At 72.8% G+C, this 19,508-nt stretch carries 16 protein-coding genes; 11 read left to right on the plus strand and 5 right to left on the minus strand.

Annotation, left to right across the window (positions count from 1 at the left end; genetic code table 11):
• Nucleotides 1-142: 142 nt before the first annotated feature.
• Nucleotides 143-1,099, minus strand: coding sequence for a TIGR03621 family F420-dependent LLM class oxidoreductase (locus VGB14_12005; GenBank protein HEX9993642.1), 957 nt, complete (start codon nucleotides 1,097-1,099; stop codon nucleotides 143-145).
• Between the two features lie 156 nt (nucleotides 1,100-1,255).
• On the opposite strand from VGB14_12005, the gene VGB14_12010 reads away from it, so the two are divergent.
• On the plus strand, nucleotides 1,256-2,155 hold the full coding sequence (locus VGB14_12010; protein HEX9993643.1) for a hypothetical protein: 900 nt from the start codon (nucleotides 1,256-1,258) through the stop codon (nucleotides 2,153-2,155).
• A gap of 15 nt (nucleotides 2,156-2,170) precedes the next feature.
• Here the strand turns inward: VGB14_12010 and VGB14_12015 are convergent, their stop codons facing one another.
• Nucleotides 2,171-2,893 carry a DUF5995 family protein gene (locus VGB14_12015; GenBank protein ID HEX9993644.1) on the minus strand — a complete coding sequence of 241 codons (723 nt, stop codon included), beginning with the start codon at nucleotides 2,891-2,893 and terminating at the stop codon, nucleotides 2,171-2,173.
• 75 nt (nucleotides 2,894-2,968) lie between these two features.
• Between VGB14_12015 and uvrA the strand changes: the two genes are divergently transcribed.
• Nucleotides 2,969-5,812: an excinuclease ABC subunit UvrA gene (gene uvrA / locus VGB14_12020; GenBank protein ID HEX9993645.1), complete on the plus strand. Its 2,844-nt coding sequence runs from the start codon at nucleotides 2,969-2,971 to the stop codon at nucleotides 5,810-5,812.
• Here uvrA and VGB14_12025 read toward each other — a convergent pair.
• From VGB14_12025 to VGB14_12035, 3 genes are all read right to left on the minus strand, one after another.
• Nucleotides 5,809-7,200 (minus strand): hypothetical protein, encoded by a 1,392-nt coding sequence (locus VGB14_12025; GenBank protein HEX9993646.1) that lies wholly within the window; start codon nucleotides 7,198-7,200, stop codon nucleotides 5,809-5,811. The two genes, uvrA and VGB14_12025, sit on opposite strands and share 4 nt — an antisense overlap.
• A 27-nt stretch (nucleotides 7,201-7,227) precedes the next feature.
• Nucleotides 7,228-8,319, minus strand: coding sequence for a quinolinate synthase NadA (gene nadA / locus VGB14_12030; protein ID HEX9993647.1), 1,092 nt, complete (start codon nucleotides 8,317-8,319; stop codon nucleotides 7,228-7,230).
• 187 nt (nucleotides 8,320-8,506) lie between these two features.
• Nucleotides 8,507-8,983 carry a hypothetical protein gene (locus tag VGB14_12035; protein ID HEX9993648.1) on the minus strand — a complete coding sequence of 159 codons (477 nt, stop codon included), beginning with the start codon at nucleotides 8,981-8,983 and terminating at the stop codon, nucleotides 8,507-8,509.
• 64 nt (nucleotides 8,984-9,047) lie between these two features.
• Between VGB14_12035 and uvrC the strand changes: the two genes are divergently transcribed.
• The 9 genes from uvrC to VGB14_12080 all read left to right on the plus strand — a co-directional run bounded on the left by uvrC (nucleotide 9,048) and on the right by VGB14_12080 (nucleotide 19,503).
• Nucleotides 9,048-10,919 carry an excinuclease ABC subunit UvrC gene (gene uvrC / locus VGB14_12040; protein HEX9993649.1) on the plus strand — a complete coding sequence of 624 codons (1,872 nt, stop codon included), beginning with the start codon at nucleotides 9,048-9,050 and terminating at the stop codon, nucleotides 10,917-10,919.
• Nucleotides 10,912-11,643: a methyltransferase domain-containing protein gene (locus VGB14_12045; GenBank protein HEX9993650.1), complete on the plus strand. Its 732-nt coding sequence runs from the start codon at nucleotides 10,912-10,914 to the stop codon at nucleotides 11,641-11,643. Before uvrC ends, VGB14_12045 begins: the two co-directional genes overlap by 8 nt.
• Nucleotides 11,644-11,675: 32 nt before the next feature.
• On the plus strand, nucleotides 11,676-12,527 hold the full coding sequence (gene rapZ, locus VGB14_12050) for an RNase adapter RapZ (GenBank protein HEX9993651.1): 852 nt from the start codon (nucleotides 11,676-11,678) through the stop codon (nucleotides 12,525-12,527).
• 4 nt (nucleotides 12,528-12,531) lie between these two features.
• Complete coding sequence (yvcK, locus tag VGB14_12055) at nucleotides 12,532-13,401, plus strand: uridine diphosphate-N-acetylglucosamine-binding protein YvcK (GenBank protein ID HEX9993652.1); 870 nt, start codon at nucleotides 12,532-12,534, stop codon at nucleotides 13,399-13,401.
• Nucleotides 13,402-13,431: 30 nt separating this feature from the next.
• A complete protein-coding gene (gene gap, locus VGB14_12060) occupies nucleotides 13,432-14,439 on the plus strand; it encodes a type I glyceraldehyde-3-phosphate dehydrogenase (protein HEX9993653.1) in 1,008 nt (335 codons plus the stop codon).
• A gap of 11 nt (nucleotides 14,440-14,450) precedes the next feature.
• Complete coding sequence (locus VGB14_12065) at nucleotides 14,451-15,548, plus strand: phosphoglycerate kinase (GenBank protein ID HEX9993654.1); 1,098 nt, start codon at nucleotides 14,451-14,453, stop codon at nucleotides 15,546-15,548.
• The gene (gene tpiA, locus VGB14_12070) at nucleotides 15,541-16,329 is read left to right on the plus strand and encodes a triose-phosphate isomerase (protein ID HEX9993655.1); all 789 of its coding nucleotides are present in this window, start codon (nucleotides 15,541-15,543) and stop codon (nucleotides 16,327-16,329) included. The genes VGB14_12065 and tpiA overlap by 8 nt, the downstream gene beginning before the upstream one ends.
• A 418-nt stretch (nucleotides 16,330-16,747) precedes the next feature.
• On the plus strand, nucleotides 16,748-18,403 hold the full coding sequence (locus VGB14_12075) for an ABC transporter family substrate-binding protein (protein ID HEX9993656.1): 1,656 nt from the start codon (nucleotides 16,748-16,750) through the stop codon (nucleotides 18,401-18,403).
• Between the two features lie 119 nt (nucleotides 18,404-18,522).
• Complete coding sequence (locus VGB14_12080) at nucleotides 18,523-19,503, plus strand: ABC transporter permease (protein HEX9993657.1); 981 nt, start codon at nucleotides 18,523-18,525, stop codon at nucleotides 19,501-19,503.
• Nucleotides 19,504-19,508: the final 5 nt, after the last annotated feature.

The following is a 19,508-nucleotide window of genomic DNA, read 5'->3' on the forward strand; positions in this document are numbered from 1 at the left end:
AACAGACAGCGGCCATGGAACGTCAAACGGGCGTTACGGTGACCCACGAAGACCTCCGGTCAGCTGAAGACGGCTATCTCCACTGCACCGGAGGTCTTCGCCTACGTCAACGACCCGTCACCAACCTCCTGGCCGAGTACATCTAGCGGCCGGCCAGGGCGGCGACGACCTCGGCGAAGCGCTCCTGGCGGGACTCGAAGACGGTGACGTAGCTGATCCCGAAGCGGTCGCGCAGCTCGGACAGGCGGTCGACCATGGCCGGCGGCGGGCCGAGGAGCACGAACGGGCTGTCGAGGACGGCCTCGGCGTCGAGGCGGCCGTCCTGCACGGCGGGGATCGTCGCCGCCGCGGCGACCGGCGTGTCGCCGGGGACGACGTACTGCACGAGCGCGCTCAGCTCCAGGTCGTCGAACCGGTCGCCGGCGGCCGCCCGCACCACGGCGTGGCGGTCGGCCAGGCCGTCGAAGGAGAAGTGGGTGAGGGACGGGCCGGCGTCGGTGGCGGAGAAGCCGACGAACTGCACGGTGTCGGCCAGCCGGGCGGCGAGACCGAGCAGGCGGTCGCCGTTCCCGCCCACCATGACGGGCATCGCGGCGGGCAGCGGGTCGGGGACGAGCGGCATCGGGCCGTCCTCCCCGTCCGCCGGCGGGCTCCCGGACAGCCGCACGCGGGCCAGGCGCACGCGCGCCTCGTCGACGTCGACCTCCTCGCCGGCGGCCAGGCGGCGGAGGGCATCCACGGTCGCGGCCAGGCGGTCGACCCGGTCGCCCGCGCCCGGGAGCACCTGGCCGATGGCCTCGTGCTCCTCCGCGGCGTAGCCGGTGCCGATGCCGAGCTCGAAGCGCCCGCCCGACAGCACGTGCGCGCTGGCCGCCGACTGGGCCAGCAACCCCACGTTGCGGAGCTCGTTGTTGACGACCTGGCTGCCGGCCCGGAGCCGGGTGGTGGCCGCCGTCGCCGCGACCGCGGCGACGAACGGGTCCCAGCAGCCGAGGTGGTCGGGGAACAGGAGCGTGTCGTAGCCCTCGTCCTCCGCCCGGCGGGCGAGGTCGGCGACGGGGCCGCCGGTGTGGACCAGGCCGAAGCGGAAGGGGCGCATCCCGGGACCCTAGCCACGCAACCCCATGGTTGCGGGTCGCGGTCGCCGCCCGGACGCCGGCGTAAGGTTCCGACAACCGGTACGAACCGGTTCAGGACGGCCATACGGGGCCGGCTCGAGGAGGGGCGAATGACCGAAGCCGGACGACGTCGGCGCGTGGCGCACGCCGCGCTCGCGACCTCGCTCGCCGCCATGCTCGCCGTCGCGGCGACGGCCGCCCCCGCGGCGTCGGCGGCGGCCGCGGGAGGGACGGCCGGCTCACGGGCCCCGGCCGGGAGGGTCACCGCCGTCGCGGCCGGCGTCCAGTACACGTGCGTCATCACCGCGGTCGGGGCGGTCCGGTGCTTCGGCTGGAACGACGACGGCCAGGCAACGCCACCGGCGGACCTGCGCCGGGCGACCGCCGTCGCCGCCGGGGCCGACACGACGTGCGCGATCACGACCGCCGGCGAGGCCCGCTGCTGGGGGAACGACTTCTACGGGGAGGCGACGCCCCCCGACGACCTCGGCACGGTGAGCGCCATCAGCCCTGGCTTCGACTTCACGTGCGCGATCACGTCGGCCGCCGAGGCCCGCTGCTGGGGGGACGACTTCCACGGGCGGGCGACGCCACCGGCCGACCTCGGCACGGTGACCGCCATCTCCTCCGGGTGGTGGCACGCGTGCGCCGTCACGTCGGCGGGGGCGGTCCGGTGCTGGGGCGCCGACTTCGACGGGCTGACCAACCCGCCCACCGACCTCGGCGAGGCCACGGACGTCGCGACCGGCGCCTACCACGCCTGCGCCGTGACGTCGGGCGGCCTGGTCCGCTGCTGGGGCGACGGCGCCTCGGCGCCACCGTCGAACCTCCGGGCGGTCGACGTCACCGCCGGGTACCTCCACACGTGTGCCATCACCGTCGGCGGGCGGGCCCGGTGCTGGGGGTCGGACAACGACGGTCAGTCCAGCGTGCCGTCCGACCTCGGCACCGTCACTGCCATCTCCGCCGGCGGCGACCACACGTGCGCGGTGACCACCGCCCGGGCCCTCCGGTGCTGGGGCAGCATCGACCTCTGAGGCGGCCGGCCGTGCTCACGGCCCGGCGCCGAGCAGCGCCCGCGTGACGACCAGGGGGTCCTGCTCCTCGAGGCGGCGGGCCAGCCGGGCGGCCAGCTCCGGCACCGGACCGGGGTTGGCGACGAGGTAGGCGAGCACGGCGACGAGGTCGTCCAGCTCGGCGAGGTAGCGGCGCCGGCCCGGCTCGTCGAGGCCGTGCAGGCGGACGGCCGCGTCCCAGGCCCGGTCGCGCGCCACCCGCAGCGAGAACCGGAACACCCGGCCGCCGCCCATCGAGGCGGCCAGGTTGACCCACCTCGACACCCGGTCGAGGTCCCGCAGGACGGTGGAGTAGGTGTCGGCCAGCACGTCGTTGACGGCCTCGAAGTCCGGGCGGACGGCGGCCAGGTCGCCCCCCGGCCCGGCCACCTCGACCACGGCGCGGGCCAGGTCGTAGTTGACGTGGGCGTTCACGCCGAGCAGCAGGTGCTGGACGATCAGCAGCCGGCGGTCGCCGGCCACGTCCCAGGTCGCCCGCCAGCAGCGGGCCGCCTCGGCCCGGTTTGCGTGGGCCCGCAGGTAGAGGCGGGCGAACGTGGTGGCGAACCGGTCCATCCTCGGCCCGTCCTCGAACCGGCCCTCCTCGATGGCCGCGGCGATGCGGGCCGTGACCACCGAGTACATGGCGGGGAAGTGGCCGGAGGCGTCCGGGGCGGCCAGCGCGACGGCCCGCAGCTCCGCCGCCGTCTCCCCGATCACGCCCCGAACCTAGTGGCCGCCCGCGGCGAACGCCCGTTCCCCTCCCGCCGCCGGGACGGACGCTAGCCTCGGCACGTGGCCGACTCGCTCGTGATCCGGGGCGCCCGGGAGCACAACCTGCGGAACCTCTCGCTCGAGCTGCCGCGCGAACGCCTGATCGTGTTCACCGGCCTCTCCGGGTCGGGCAAGTCGTCGCTCGCCTTCGACACGATCTATGCCGAGGGCCAGCGCCGGTACGTCGAGTCGCTGTCCGCCTACGCCCGCCAGTTCCTCGGCCAGATGGACAAGCCCGACGTCGACTTCATCGAGGGCCTGTCGCCGGCCATCTCGATCGACCAGAAGAGCGCGTCCCGCAACCCGCGCTCCACGGTCGGCACCATCACCGAGGTCTACGACTACCTGCGCCTCCTGTACGCCCGCATCGGGGTCGTCCACTGCCCGCACGACGGCACCGAGGTCACCCGCCAGACCCCCCAGCAGATCGTGGACCGGGTGCTGGAGCTGCCGGACGGCACCCGCTTCCAGGTGCTGGCGCCGGTCGTGCGGGGCCGCAAGGGCACCTACGAGACCCTGCTCGAGGACCTGGCCCGCCAGGGCTTCGCCAGGGCCCGCATCGACGGCGAGCTCCACGAGCTGACCGACAAGGTCGACCTCGCCCGCTACGAGCAGCACACGATCGAGGTCGTCGTCGACCGGCTCGTCCGCCGGGACGGGATCGAGCGGCGGCTGACCGACTCGCTGGAGACGGCCCTGCGGCTGGCCGAGGGGGTCGCCGAGGTCGAGCTGGTGCCGAGGGACGGCGAGGCCCAGCCCGAGACGCTCACGTTCAGCCAGCACCTGGCCTGCCCGACCTGCGGCCGGTCCTACGAGGAGCTGGCCCCGAGGAACTTCTCGTTCAACTCGCCCTACGGGGCCTGCGAGCACTGCGACGGCCTCGGCACCCGCTTCGAGGTCGACCCCGAGCTGGTCGTGCCCAACCCCGACCTGGCCCTCTCGGAGGGCGCCATCGCCCCCTGGTCGGGCGGGCGCAACCAGTACTTCGCCCGGCTGGTCGAGGCCATCGCCGAGGACATGGGCGCCGACGACCGCACGCCGTGGCGGGCGCTGCCGGCGAAGGTGCGGGACGCGCTGCTGCACGGGGCCGGGTCCCGCCAGGTCCAGGTCCGCTACAAGAACCGCTACGGCCGCACCCGGTCCTACGCGGCGACCTACGAGGGCGTCGTCCCGTGGCTCCAGCGGCGGTACACGGACAGCGAGAGCGACGCCCAGCGGGAGCAGCTGGCCGGCTACATGCGGGAGGTGCCGTGCCCGCACTGCGGGGGCGCCCGGCTGAAGCCGCTGTCGCTCGGCGTGACCATCGACGGCCACACGATCAGCGACGTCTGCACCATGTCCATCAGGGACGCGGCGGCGGTGCTGAACGGGCTGCGCCTGTCCGAGCGGGACCGGCTGATCGCCGAGCGGGTGGTCAAGGAGATCAACGCCCGCATGGGCTTCCTGCTCGACGTCGGGCTCGACTACCTGACCCTCGCCCGCTCGGCCGGCACCCTCGCCGGCGGCGAGGCCCAGCGCATCCGGCTGGCCAGCCAGATCGGCAGCGGCCTGGTCGGCGTGCTCTACGTGCTGGACGAGCCGTCCATCGGGCTCCACCAGCGGGACAACAAGCGGCTCATCGACACCCTCCTGCGCCTGCGCGACCTCGGCAACACGGTCCTCGTGGTCGAGCACGACGAGGAGACCATCCGCGTCGCCGACCACGTCGTGGACATCGGCCCCGGCGCCGGCGAGCACGGCGGCGCCGTCGTCTACAGCGGTCCGGTGAAGGGCCTGCTGCGGTCCAGGGCGTCGATGACCGGCCAGTACCTGTCCGGCAAGCGGTCGATCCCCGTCCCCGCCGTCCGCCGCCAGCCCGGGGAGGAGTGGCTGGTCGTGCGGGGGGCGAGGGAGCACAACCTGCGGGACATCGACGTCGAGCTCCCGCTCGGGTGCTTCGTCGCCGTCACCGGCGTGTCAGGGTCGGGGAAGTCGACCCTCGTCAACGACATCCTCTACCGGGCGCTCATGCAGCGCATCTACCGCTCCAAGGTCGTGCCCGGCCGCCACACGACCATCGAGGGCCTCGAGGCGCTGGACAAGGTCATCAACATCGACCAGAGCCCGATCGGCCGCACCCCGCGCTCGAACCCGGCCACCTACACCGGCGTGTTCGACCACGTCCGCCGGCTGTTCAGCACGACCAACGAGGCCAAGGTGCGGGGCTACCTGCCCGGCCGGTTCTCGTTCAACGTGAGCGGCGGGCGGTGCGAGGCCTGCGCCGGCGACGGCACGATCAAGATCGAGATGCACTTCCTGCCGGACGTGTACGTGCCGTGCGAGGTGTGCAAGGGCGCCCGCTACAACCGGGACACCCTCGACATCACGTTCAAGGGCAAGAACATCGCCGAGGTGCTCGACCTGTCCTGCGAGGAGGCCTGCGAGTTCTTCGCCAACCAGCCGGCCATCTCGCGGCACATGCAGACCCTGGTCGACGTCGGCCTCGGCTACGTGCGCCTCGGGCAGCCGGCGCCCACGCTGTCGGGCGGCGAGGCCCAGCGGGTGAAGCTGGCCAGCGAGCTGGCCAAGCGGTCCACCGGCCACACCATCTACATCCTCGACGAGCCGACCACCGGCCTGCACTTCGAGGACGTGCGCAAGCTGCTGACCGTCCTTTCCCGCCTGGTCGACCAGGGCAACACGGTGCTCGTCATCGAGCACAACCTGGACGTGGTGAAGACGGCGGACTGGATCGTCGACCTCGGCCCGGAGGGCGGCAGCGGCGGCGGCACCGTCGTTGTCGAGGGCCCGCCCGAGCTGGTGGCCAAGACGCCGGAGAGCCACACGGGGCGGTTCCTGGCCCCGCTGCTGGCGGGCTCGGCCTAGGAGGCGGCGAGGGCCGGCGCCGGGGCGGCCGCGGGCGCGGGCGCCGGCGCGGACGCCGCGCTCGCACCGGCCGAGCGCAGGCAGGCGACGGCGAGGGCGGCGGCCCCCGCCACCACGGCCAGCAGGGCCACGTCGCCGACCACGAGGCCGGGCACGGTCTCGGCCCACTCGCCCCGGCCGGCGAGGCGCAGCCACCCGGCCAGCGCGCTCGGGGCGTCCCTGGCCATGAGCGGCTGGGTGACGGTGGCGAGGCCCATCGCGGCCACGCTCAGCGCCGCGCACCCCCTCGTGAGCGCCGGCCAGCGGGACAGGGCGACGGCGACGCCGGCGGCGAGGAGGGGCAGGGCGGGGGTGACGTAGCGGGCGCCGGGGGAGTCGCCGCCGGTCGAGTTCCCCCAGCCCGACTGCACGAGGAGGAACCCGGCGAAGGCCGCCAGGCCGACCACGCCGGCCACCCGGGCGCCGGGGCGGCCGGCCCGCCGGGCGAGGACGACCAGCCCGGCCACGCCGACCAGCACGACCGGGGTGAGGACGAACAGCCCCCGCTCGCCGACCAGCACGTCGGCCAGGCGGCCGGGGTCGAGCAGGCGCACGCCGCCGATCCCGGCGTGCTGGCCGGTGCCCCGGCTGTGCTCGTAGCTGAACGAGAGCGGCCGGCCGAACACGGCCCACTGGTAGGCGACGAGGGCGAGCGCCGGCCCGGCGCCGCCGAGCACCCACCACCCGGCGCGCGACCGGTGGCGGGCGAGGACCAGCCCGGTCAGCACGACGGCGAGGATGGCGAGGGTGTACTCGGTGGCCACGCCCAGCCCGGCCAGCAGGCCGGCGGCGGCCACCGCCCGGGGCGACGGCCGGTCCCGCAGGAGCAGGAGGGTGGCGCCGGTGCCGAACAGGGCGGCCAGCACGTGGCCGAACAGCACGGTCGAGAACGGGAGCAGCATGGTGCCGAAGGCGACGGCCATGGCCGCGCCGGTGGCGGCCGGGTCGTCGGCCACCCGCAGCGCCAGCCGGCGCATGAGCACGGCCAGGGCGGCGGCCGGCACGGCAGCCGACACGACCGACACGGCCCACAGCCCGAGGTTGCCGTCGATGCGCAGGTGGGTGGCCGGCTCGCCGCCGAGCGCCCGGTAGGCGGCGTAGGCGGGGACTCCCAGCACCGGCTGGGCCGGCGCCTTGTCGGAGTACAGGTGGTCGCCGCTCGCCGCCCAGTCCATCCCGAGGTTGTCCTCGTAGGCGTCGATGGCGACCGTGTGCCGGTCCCACAGGGCGGCGGTCAGCGCGTAGCGCGACGACTGCTGGGCCATCAGCACCTGCACCACGGGCGCGGCGAGGCACAGCACGGCGGCGGCCAGCAGGAGGTCGGTGCGGTGGCGGCGGAGGGCGCTCACCCCCCGCTCATCGGCGCGAGGCGGGCCTCAGGTGAGGTCGAGCATCCGCTGGAGGGCGACCCTCGCCCACTCGGCGGTGTCGGCGTCGACGGTGATGCGGTTGACGACCCGGCCGTCGACCAGCGACTCCAGCACCCACGCGAGGTGGGCGGCGTCGATGCGGAACATGGTCGAGCACGGGCAGACGATCGGGTCGAGGGAGACGACGGTCTTCCCCTCGGTCTCGGCGTCGAGGCGCTGCACCAGGTGGATCTCGGTGCCGACGCCGATCACCGACCCCTCCGGCGCCTCCTGCACGGCCCGGATGATGAAGTCGGTCGAGCCCACCCGGTCGGCGACGAGGCAGACCTCGTGGCTGCACTCGGGGTGGACGACGACGAGCCCGTCCGGGTGCCGCTCGCGGAAGGCGGCGACGTGGTCGGGGCGGAACCGCTGGTGGACCGAGCAGTGGCCCTTCCACAGCAGGAACGTGGCGTCCTTGCAGTCCTTCTCGGACAGGCCGCCGAGGTCGCGGCGGGGGTCCCACACCCGCATGTCGTCGAGCCCGTAGCCGAGGGCGACGCCGGTGTTGCGGCCGAGGTGCTGGTCCGGGAAGAACAGCACCTTGTCGCCCTGCTCCAGGGCCCAGGTCAGCACCTGCTTGGCGTTGGTCGACGTGCACACCGCGCCGCCGTGGCGGCCCACGAACGCCTTCAGCGCGGCGGACGAGTTCATGTACGTGATCGGGACCAGGCGCTCGACGTCGACGACCGCGGCCAGCGACTCCCAGGCCTCCTCGACCTCGTCGAGGTCGGCCATGTCCGCCATCGAGCAGCCGGCGTTCAGGTCCGGGAGGATCACCTGCTGGTGGTCGGCGGTCAGCACGTCGGCCGACTCGGCCATGAAGTGCACGCCGCAGAACACGATGAAGTCCGCCTCGGGCCGCTGCTGGGCGAGGACCGACAGGCGGTAGGAGTCGCCGCGGGCGTCGGCCCACCGCATCACCTCGTCGCGCTGGTAGTGGTGCCCGAGCACGAACACCCGGGGCCCGAGCGTCGCCTTGGCGGCCTCGATCATCGACGCCAGGGTGGCGGCGTCCGCCGTGCGGTACCGCTCGGGGAGCGGCGTCTGGATGCGCATTCGGTTGTGGGTCCTCCCTGAGGAGCCCCGATCACGGCCGGTGGGGACAGCCTGGTCGCCTCGCCACGGGGATGTCGGCCTCGGAGCTGATATGTCGCCGGATGCCAGGCCGGCAGGTGCGACAACTGTACGTCGTCTGCTCGGGATGAACCGGGGGAGGGCGCCGGTCATTCCCGGCGCGGCGGGGTCAGCCGGTGGTGGAGGAGGACCCGGCGACCGTGGTCGCCGCGCCGGCGCCGGTGTCGATCTGGCAGCGCTGGAGCCAGGCGTTCACGGCGTCGCTCGCGCCCCGGTACTCCTGCTGGAGGTCGGCCAGCTGGGCCTGGTCGACGGCGGCCTGGTCCCACCCGGCGTCGGCCAGCAGCGCCTGGTCGGCCTCGATGCCCTCGACCAGGGTCTCGAAGTCGTCGACGATGTCGTCCGGCGCGTCCTCGGCCAGGGTCCTGAAGCTCGTGAGGCTGTCGGCGAACAGGGCCTCCAGCTCCTCCGGGGTGCCGGCGGACGAGACGTTGCGCAGCGGGTCGACGATCTCGCCGAGGTCCTTGGCGTCGTCGCAGAACGCCTGCCGCTTCTCCTCGGCGCTCTCCGAGCAGGCGGCGACGGCGAGGGTGAGGGAGAGCACCGCCGCGAGCGCGCGCCAACGGCGGGCGGAGGACCTTGCCATGGCGGCGACCTTAGCGGTACCGGAAGCGGCGGCCGTGGACGGGCCCGCCCGTATCGTTTGGGGCGTGGTGCAGCGGCCCCCGACCGGCACGATCCCCGACGCGCCCGGCTCCTACCAGTTCAAGGACGCCGAGGGCAGGGTCATCTACGTCGGCAAGGCGTCGTCGCTGCGGTCCCGGCTGTCCAACTACTTCCAGGACCCCCGCCACCTGCCGCCCCGCACCGCGCAGATGGTCCAGAGCGCGACCTCCGTCGAGTGGATCCAGGTCCGCAACGACGTCGAGGCCCTCATGCTCGAGTACAACCTGATCAAGCAGCACCGGCCCCGGTTCAACATCCGGCTGCGGGACGACAAGAGCTACCCGTTCCTCGCCGTGACCCTGGACGACGAGTGGCCGCGGGCCATGGTCATGCGGGGGCGGAAGCGCAAGGGCACCCGCTACTTCGGCCCCTACGCCCACGCCTACGCCATCCGCGAGACGCTCGACCTGCTGCTGCGCACGTTCCCGATCCGCACGTGCACCGACAACAAGTTCCGCCACCACGAGCGGCTCGGCCGGCCGTGCCTGCTCGGCCACATCGAGAAGTGCAGCGGGCCGTGCGTCGGCGCCGTGCCCAGGGAGGACTACGACCACCTCGTCGCCGAGCTGCTCGACTTCCTCGACGGCGACACCGACACGGTCGTGAAGCGGCTCGAGGGGGAGATGCGGGCCGCGGCCGCCGAGCTCGAGTTCGAGCGGGCGGCCCGGCTCCGGGACCGGCTGGCCAGCGTGCGCAAGGCGATCGAGCGCCAGCTGGTGGTGGCCGAGCGCAACGAGGACCTCGACGTGATCGGGATCGCCGGCGACGAGCTCGAGGCCGCCGTGCAGGTCTTCTGGGTCCGCCGGGGCCGGGTCGTCGGACGCAAGGGGTTCGTGGTCGACAAGGTCGAGGACGTGACCGCGCCCGGCCTCGTCACCAACGTGCTCGAGCAGCTGTACGGCGAGGACCAGCCCCTCGGCGTGCCCAAGCAGGTGCTGGTGCCCGACGAGCCCGACGACGTCGACCTGTACCAGCGGTGGCTGGGCGAGCTGCGGGGCTCGCAGGTCGTCGTCCGCGTGCCCCAGCGGGGCGACAAGCGGGCCCTGCTCGAGACCGTGGTCCGCAACGCGGAGGAGGAGTTCGCCCGCCACCGCCTGCGCCGGGCCGCCGACCACAACAGCCGGGCCAGGGCGCTGAACGAGCTCCAGGAGCACCTCGGGCTGCCGACCGCGCCGCTCCGCATCGAGTGCTACGACATGAGCCACATCCAGGGCAGCGACTACGTCGGCTCGATGGTCGTCATGGAGGACGCGCTCCCGAAGAAGTCGGACTACCGGCGCTTCCGCATCCGGGGCGTCCCCGGCAACGACGACTTCGCGGCGATGGAGGAGGTGCTGACCCGGCGGCTCACCGCCTACCTCCAGGAGCGGGGGAAGCCGGCGGCCGAGCGCCCGGGCCGGTTCGCCTACCCGCCCCAGCTCCTGCTCGTCGACGGCGGCCGGGGCCAGCTGTCGGTGGCCGTGCGGGTCGTGGAGGAGCTGGGCCTGGCCGAGGAGATCCCGGTGGCCGCGCTGGCCAAGCGCTTCGAGGAGGTGTACCTGCCGGGGTCGCCCGAGCCGGTCCGCATCCCCCGCCAGTCCGAGGCGCTGTACCTCCTCCAGCGGGTGCGGGACGAGGCCCACCGCTTCGCCGTGAGCTACCACCGCCAGCTGCGGGGCCGGCGGATGACGACCTCCGCGCTCGACGGCATCCCCGGCCTCGGCGAGACCCGGCGCAAGCGGCTGGTGAAGGAGCTGGGCGGGGTGCGGGCCGTCAAGGAGGCGTCGATCGACGACCTGAAGGCCCTGTCCTGGCTGCCCGACCCGGTGGCCGAGGCCGTGTGGGAGAAGCTCCACGGGATGGCGGCCCGTGCCTGACGGCGTCGACCACTGGGAGGCGGTGGCCGCCTGGTGGCAGGAGGGGTTCACCGAGGGCGCCGACCCCGAGTACGAGGAGCAGATCCTCCCGCTGGCCGCCCGCCACCTGGCCGGCGCGGCGCGGGTGCTCGACGTCGGGACGGGCGAGGGCCAGGTCGCCCGGCTGGCCGCGGCCGGCGGCGCCGACGTCGTCGGGGTCGAGCCCGCGTGGGCCCAGGTGCGCGAGGCCGTCCGGCGGGGCGGGGGTCCGGCGTACGCGCGTGCCGGGGCCGCGGCCCTGCCCTTCGCCGACGCCGCCTTCGACGCGGTCGTCGCCTGCCTCGTCTTCGAGCACATCCGGGAGGTGGACGAGGCCCTGGCCGAGGTGGCCCGCGTGCTCGCCCCCGGCGGCCGGTTCCTGTTCTTCCTCAACCATCCGCTCCTCCAGACGCCGGGCAGCGGCTGGATCGACGACCACGTGCTCGACCCGCCCGAGCAGTACTGGCGGATCGGCCCGTACCTGGTCGAGGACGAGACCCTGGAGGAGGTCGAGAAGGACGTGCTCATCCCGTTCGTCCACCGACCCCTCTCGCGCTACGTCAACGCCATGGCGGCCGGCGGGCTGCTCGTCCACTGCATGGAGGAGCCGGCCCCGCCGCCCGGGTTCCTGGTGCGGGCGGCCGAGTACGCGGCGGCCGACACCATCCCCCGCCTGCTGTTCCTCCTCGCCGTCAAGCACGCCTGAGCGGTCGCCGTCGGTATCGTTCCGACGAGCCGATGAACCAGATCGTCGTGATCACCGGGCTGTCGGGAGCGGGTCGGTCGTCCGCCGCGGACGACCTGGAGGACCTCGGCTGGTTCGTCATCGACAACCTGCCCCCGTCGCTCATCCCCAAGGTGACCGAGCTGGCCAGGGGGCAGATGGGCGGGGTCGACAAGGTCGCCCTCGTCGTCGGCACCGGGCCGTACCACGACGAGGTCGTCGAGGCCCTGGCCGCCCTGCGGGAGAGCGGGGCGGAGCTGCGCATCGTCTTCCTCGACGCCTCGACCGAGGTGCTCGTCCGCCGCTTCGACAGCACGAGGCGGCGCCACCCGATGGCGTTCGGGGAGAGCGTGGCCGAGGCCATCGAGCGCGAGCGGGACGTGCTGGAGCCGGTCAGGGCCGAGGCGGACGTCGTGATCGACACGTCCGACCTGAACGTCCACCAGCTGCGGGGCCGCATCGTCGAGCTCTTCGGGTCCGACGTGCCGGCCGCCGGGATGCAGACGACGATCGTGTCGTTCGGTTACAAGCACGGCCTGCCCCTCGACGCCGACATGGTCGTCGACTGCCGCTTCCTCCCGAACCCGTACTGGGACGAGCGCCTCCGGCCGATGACCGGGCAGGACCAGCCCATCCGGGACTACGTGCTCGGCCGGGAGGAGACCGGCGAGTTCCTCCGCCGCCTCGACCGGCTGCTGTCCGTGCTGCTCCCCGCCTACGTCAAGGAGGGGAAGTCGTACCTGTCCCTGGCCTTCGGCTGCACCGGTGGCCGGCACCGCTCGGTGGTGATCGCCGAGGAGGTCGCCGCCTCGCTGCGCCGCATGGGGTTCGAGCCGGTCGTCCACCACCGCGACGTCGAGCGGTAGGGCGGTGGCGGCCGGTCCCCGGGTGGTCGCCGTCGGCGGCGGCCACGGCCTCTCGGCCTCGCTGGCCGCGGCCCGCCGGTACGCCGGCCACCTCACCGCCGTGGTCACGGTGGCCGACGACGGCGGGTCGAGCGGCCGGCTGCGGGCCGCGTTCGGCATCCCCGCGCCCGGCGACCTCCGCCGCTGCCTCGTCGCGCTGGGCGACCCGTCGTCGCCGTGGGCGGCCGCCTTCGAGCACCGCTTCGGCGCCGGCGAGCTCGAGGGCCACGCGCTCGGCAACGTGATGATGGCGGGGCTGATCGAGCAGACCGGCAGCCTCATGCAGGCGCTGGACCTGATGGCCGGGATCCTCGGCGTGGAGGGCAGGGTGCTGCCGGCGACGACCGAGCCGGTCGTGCTGAAGGCCGCGGCCGGCGCCGTCGAGGTCGAGGGCGAGCTCGCCGTGCGGAACACGGCCGGGATCACGAGGGTGTCGCTCGTCCCCCCGGACCCCGCGCCGCCGGCCGACGCCGTCGCCGCCGTGGAGGCCGCCGACCAGGTCGTGGTCGGCCCCGGCTCGCTGTACACGAGCGTGCTCGCCGTCGTCGCCGTCCCCCGCCTGCGGGCCGCGCTGGCCGCCACCAGGGCCCGCCGCGTCTACGTCTGCAACCTGCGCCCCGAGCGGGAGACCGACGGCTACGGGGTCGGCGACCACGTGCGCGCGCTGGTCGACCACGGGCTCCGGCCCGACGTCGTCGTGTGCCAACCGGGGGCGCTGCCGAAGGGGCGGCTGGACGTGCCGTGCGTGGAGGCGGCGGTCGCCGAGCCGGGCGCCGCCGTGCACGACGTCGCCCTCCTCGGCGGGGTGCTGGAGGGGCTGGTCGGGCGCCGCTAGCGCCTCCCCGTGAGGGGTAGCGTCGGTCCCATGAGCATCCGCGTCGGCATCAACGGCTTCGGCCGCATCGGTCGGAACTTCTTCAGGGCGGCCCGCCAGCAGGGCGCCGACTTCGACGTCGTCGCCGTGAACGACCTCGGCTCGGTGGACACGATGGCCCACCTGCTCAAGCGGGACTCCGTCCTCGGCCCGTTCCCCGAGGAGGTGAGCGTCCGCGACGGCGCCATCGTCGTCGGCGGCGAGGAGCTGCGGGTGCTGGCCGAGCGCAACCCGAAGGAGCTCCCGTGGGGCGACCTCGGCGTGGACGTCGTCATCGAGTCGACCGGCTTCTTCACCGACCGGGACAAGGCCGCCGCCCACCTCGACGCCGGCGCGCCCCGGGTCATCGTGTCGGCGCCGGCCAAGGGCGCGGACGCCACGTTCGTCGTCGGCGTCAACGACGACACGTTCGACCCCGAGGCCCACCAGGTGATCTCGAACGCCTCGTGCACGACGAACTGCTTCGTGCCGATGGTCAAGGTGCTGGACGACGCGTTCGGCGTCGAGCGCGGGCTGATGACGACCGTGCACGCCTACACCGGCGACCAGATGCTGGTGGACGGGCCGCACAAGGACCTCCGCAGGGCGAGGGCCGCGGCGATCAACATCACGCCCACGTCGACCGGCGCCGCCCGCGCCACCTCGCTCGTGATGGAGGCCATGAAGGGCCGCCTCGACGGCACCGCGCTCCGGGTGCCGGTGCCGGACGGGTCGGTCACCGACCTCGTCGCCATCCTCGGCCGCGAGGTGACCGCCGACGAGGTCAACGACGCCTACCGGGCCGCAGCCGAGTCCGGCCCGCTGGCGAACGTCCTCGTGTACTCGGAGGAGCCGCTGGTGTCGACCGACATCGTGGGCTCGCCCGCCTCGTGCACGCTCGACGGCGGCCTCACCATGGCCCTCGGGAACATGGTCAAGGTGCTCGGCTGGTACGACAACGAGTGGGGGTACTCGAACCGCCTCGTCGACCTGACGAGGATCGTCGGCGCCCGCCGTTGACCGGGCCAGCGGTGCGCCTGCCCCAGCTGGAGGACCTCGGCGACCTCGACGGTCGCCGGGTCCTCGTCCGCGCCGACTTCAACGTGCCGCTGGAGGACGGCCGCATCACCGACGACCTCCGCATCCGGGCCGCCCTGCCCACCCTGCGCTGGCTCCAGGAGCGGGGGGCGACGGTGACCGCGTGCAGCCACCTCGGCCGGCCGAAGGGCGCGCCCGACCCGCGCTACTCCATGGAGCCCGTGCGCGAGCGGCTGGCCGAGCTCGCCCCCGGCGTCGAGCTGATGGAGAACCTGCGCTTCGACCCGGGCGAGACGGCGGACGACGAGGCGTTCGTGCGCCGGCTCGTCGACGGCCAGGACGCGTACGTCAACGACGCGTTCGGCGCGTCGCACCGCGCGCACGCGTCGGTCGTCGGCCCGCCCCGCGTGCTGCCGAGCGCCGCCGGGCGCCTGCTGGCCCGTGAGGTCGAGGTGCTCCTCGGCCTGCGCGAGCACCCGCGCCGGCCGTTCGTCGCCGTGCTCGGCGGCGCCAAGGTGAGCGACAAGCTCGGCGTGATCGACGCGCTGCTCGGCGTCGTGGACGCGCTCGTGGTGGGCGGCGGCATGTGCTTCACGTTCCTCGCCGCGCAGGGCCACGAGGTGGGGGGCTCGCTGCTCGAGGCCGACCAGGTGGACGAGTGCCGGCGCCTGCTGGCGTCGGGCACGCCGATCCACCTGCCCACCGACATGGTCGCCGTCGGCCCCGGCGACGAGGTGCGCACGGTCGGGGCCGACGTGCCGCCCGGCTGGAAGGGCTACGACGTCGGGCCGGGCACGGCGGGCGCGTTCGCCGACGTGGTGGCCGGCGCCGCCACCGTGTTCTGGAACGGGCCGATGGGCGTGTTCGAGGACGAGCGCTTCGCGGCCGGCACGCGGGCGGTCGCCGAGGCCGTGGCCGACGCCGACGGGTTCACGGTCGTGGGCGGCGGCGACAGCGCGGCCGCGCTGGCCCGCTTCGGCCTCGCCGACCGGGTCGACCACCTGTCGACCGGCGGGGGCGCGTCGCTCGAGCTGCTCGAGCAGGGCGACCTGCCCGGCCTCGCCGCGCTGAGGGAGGGACGCCGTGGCTGAGCCGGCGCGCACGCCGCTCATCAGCGGCAACTGGAAGATGCACCACAACCACTTCGAGGCCATCCAGACGGTCCAGAAGCTGTCCTACAAGCTCGGTCCCGAGGACTACGCGGCCGTCGAGGTGTCGGTGCACCCGCCGTTCACGGACCTGCGGTCGGTGCAGACCGTGCTCGAGGCCGACCGCATCCCGATCGCGCTCGGCGCGCAGAACTGCCACTGGGAGGAGAAGGGCGCGTTCACCGGCGAGGTGGCGCCGCCGATGCTCGCCAAGCTGAACGTCCGCTACGTGATCGTCGGGCACTCGGAGCGGCGCGAGCTGTTCGGCGAGACCGACGAGGACGTGAACCGCAAGGCGATCGCCGTGCTGCGCTCCGGGATGGTGCCGATCCTCTGCGTGGGCGAGACCCTCGACGAGCGCGAGGCGGGGACCACCGAGGAGAAGGTGACCCGTCAGGTGACGGCGGGGCTGGCCGGCGTCGCGCCCGCCGACGTGGCCCGGCTGGTGATCGCCTACGAGCCCATCTGGGCCATCGGCACGGGACGCACGGCGACGCCCGCGGATGCGCAGACCGTGTGCAGTCGCATACGTCAGGTGGTCGGCGACGTGGCCGGCGCGGACGCGGCCGGCGCGGTGCGCGTGCAGTACGGGGGCTCGGTGAAGCCGTCGAACGCCGCCGAGCTCATGGCCGAACGTGACATCGACGGGGCACTCGTCGGTGGTGCCAGCCTCGACCCCGACGACTTCGCTCGCATCGTCCAGTACCGTCTGACCAGCCCATGAACCCGTCCTTCGAGGCCTCGCGTCGCGGTTTTGATGCCGCCGCGACGTGTATTGCACTGCGATGAAAATGGCTACAGGTCGGGCACGAGCCGTGACATCGGTCGCTCGCCCTGGCTAGCATCGCCGCCGCTACCAGCACGAAGTGACTCGCGTTCACCGTCCGTACCAAGTCCCCAAACGCACTAGGTTGGTACCCGGCGGCGACCTGACGGTGGGGAGGCCGGTCTCATTCGACCGAGAACCACAGCCAGAGTTGTGTTTCCGGCTCCAGCGCTGGTGGCGCCATCGCGGGTGCTCCGCAGGACGGGGCGCACCGTACGACCCTGTCCGAACGTCCCCGACGAAGAAATCTGAGGAGGTCCTCTTCGTGATACGCCAGCGCAGGAGCGCCAAGCTCCTGGCTCTGCTCACGGCTTTCGTGTTGATCTTCGCCGCCTGTGGCGGCGACGACGACGACGACGCCACGGCGGAGAACCCCGACGAGTCCACCCCGAGCACCGAGGACGTCGACAGCCTCGAGCAGGGCGGGACCGTCACCTTCGCGTCCGACCAGGAGCCCACTGGCTGGAACGTCAACACCTCGAACGACAGCCTCGCCGCCCTGGCCTACATGGAGGCCATCGTCCTGCCGTCGCCGTTCATCGTGCAGCCCGACTTCACCGTCGAGCTGGACGAGAACCTCATGGAGAGCGCCGAGCAGACGAGCGACGACCCGCAGACGATCGAGTACGTCATCAAGGAGGAGGCCGTCTGGAACGACGGCACCCCCGTGACGGTCGAGGACTTCTCCTACAACTGGGAGATGCAGAACGGGTCGAACCCGGACGTCGACGTCGCGTCGACCACCGGCTACGACCAGATCGAGTCGGTCGAGCCCGGTGACGACGACAAGACCGTCGTGGTCACCTTCTCCCAGCCGTTCGCCGACTGGCAGGGCCTGTTCAGCAACCTGATGCCGGCCCACATCCTGAAGGACGCCACGGGCTGGAACGACAGCCTCGACGGCGAGAACATCCCCGACTTCTCGGCCGGTCCCTTCCAGTTCTCGAACTACGAGCCGGGCGCCAACGTGACGCTCGTCCCGAACGAGTCCTACTGGGGCCCCGCGCCGCTCCTCGACGAGCTCGTCGTCCGCTTCGGCATCGACGCGCCGAACGTCCCGGCGGCCCTCGAGAACGGCGAGATCGACCTCGCCTACCCGCAGCCCCAGATCGACCTGGTGCAGCAGGTGGAGGCCCTCGCGCCGGAGATCGACAGCCAGATCAACTTCGGCCTGTCGTTCGAGCACATCGACTTCAACTTCCTGAACCCGCACCTCGGCAAGCTCGAGGTCCGGCAGGCGATCGCCTTCGGCCTCGACCGCGAGGACCTCGTGGCCCGCACCGTCCAGCAGTTCGACGAGCGGGGCAGCGTCCTGAACAACCGGCTCTGGCTCACCGGCCAGCCGGAGTACCAGGACAACGCGGCCGACTTCGCCTTCGATCCCGAGCAGGCCCGCTCCCTCCTCGAGGAGGCCGGCTACACCGAGGGCTCGGACGGCATCTACACCCACCCCGAGGACGGCAAGCTGACCCTGCGGATCTCCACCACCGGTGGCAACGCCCTGCGTGAGAACACCGAGGAGATCATCCAGTCGCAGCTTCGTGAGGTCGGCATCGACATCCAGATCGACAACCGCGAGGGCGCGGAGGTCTTCGACCTCTTCTTCCCGGAGAGCGGCAACTTCGAGGATGCCAACTACGACCTCGCCCTGTTCGCCTGGGTCGGCACCCCGTTCGTGGTGAGCTCGTCCAAGTCGCTGTACGAGTGCGGCGGCGGCCAGAACGAGATGAGCTACTGCAACGAGGAGATCGGGCCGATGTTCGACGACGCCCTCGCCGCGACCGACCGGCAGGAGGCCGTCGACCTCATGAACCAGGTCGACCAGCTCCTCTGGGAGGACATGGCGACCCTCCCGCTCTACACGAAGCCCACGTTCCTGCCCTACCGGACGTCGGTGGCGAACATCGTCGACAACCCGACCAACCAGGGCCCGCTGTGGAACGCCTACGAGTGGGGTATCAAGGCCTCGTAGCCACTCGGCTCTGACGCCTCTGGCAGTACCAGGACTCGGAACCGGGGGGTCGGCACCAGCCGGCCCCCCGCTCCGGTCCTCGACCGGTTCCGCTTCCATCCGTCAGCGAGGGAGTTGCGATGCTCGGTTTCGTGGTCCGCCGGCTCCTCGTATCCCTGTTGGTCATGCTCGTGGCGTCGATGCTGGTGTTCACCATGGTGGCGAGCCTCGGCGACCCCCTGGCCGAGCTCAAGAACCGCCAGCCACCGCCGCCCGCGTCGGTCATCCAGAACCGCCGCGAGGAGCTGAACCTCGACAAGCCGATCATCTCGCGGTACTTCATCTGGCTCGGGGGCTTCGTCCGGGGTGACATGGGCGAGGACAACCGCAGCCGGGAGGTGTACCCCCGGCTGAAGCGGGCGCTGTTCATCACCCTCAGGATGGTCATCCTCGCCACCCTGCTGGCGCTCGCCCTCGCCGTCCTCGTCGGGGTGTACAGCGCGGTGCGCCAGTACTCCGTCGGGGACTACATCGCCACGTTCACCGGCTTCCTCTTCCTGTCGACACCGGTGTTCTGGTTGGCGGCGTTGTTGAAGGAGTACGCCGCCATCCGGATCAACAACCTGTTCGACACCACGCTCGTGTACACGGTCGGCGCCGAGTCGCCGAACCTGTCGGGCAGCTTCTTCGAGCGGTGGGCCGACTACCTCGGCCACCTCGCCCTGCCCACCCTGGCCCTCGCGCTGATCAGCTTCGCGGCGTGGAGCCGGTACCAGCGGGCGACCATGCTCGACGTGCTGAACAGCGACTACGTGCGCCTCGCGCGGGCCAAGGGCCTGTCCAACCGCCGGGTGCTCGTCCGCCACGCCCTGCGCAACGCGCTCATCCCGTTGACCACCGTCGTGGCCATCGACTTCGCCGCCGTTTTCGGTGGCGCGGTCATCACCGAGCGAGTGTTCGCCTGGCAGGGCATGGGCACGCTGCTCGTCGAGGGCGTCAGGCTCTACGATCCGAACATCGTGCTCGCCTGGCTCATGGTCACGGGGGTGATCGTCATCCTCTTCAACCTGCTCGCCGACATCCTGTACGGCGTGCTCGATCCCCGCATCCGCTTCTCCTAGGGCAC

This window comes from Acidimicrobiales bacterium (genome assembly GCA_036399815.1).
Classification (GTDB): domain Bacteria; phylum Actinomycetota; class Acidimicrobiia; order Acidimicrobiales; family DASWMK01; genus DASWMK01.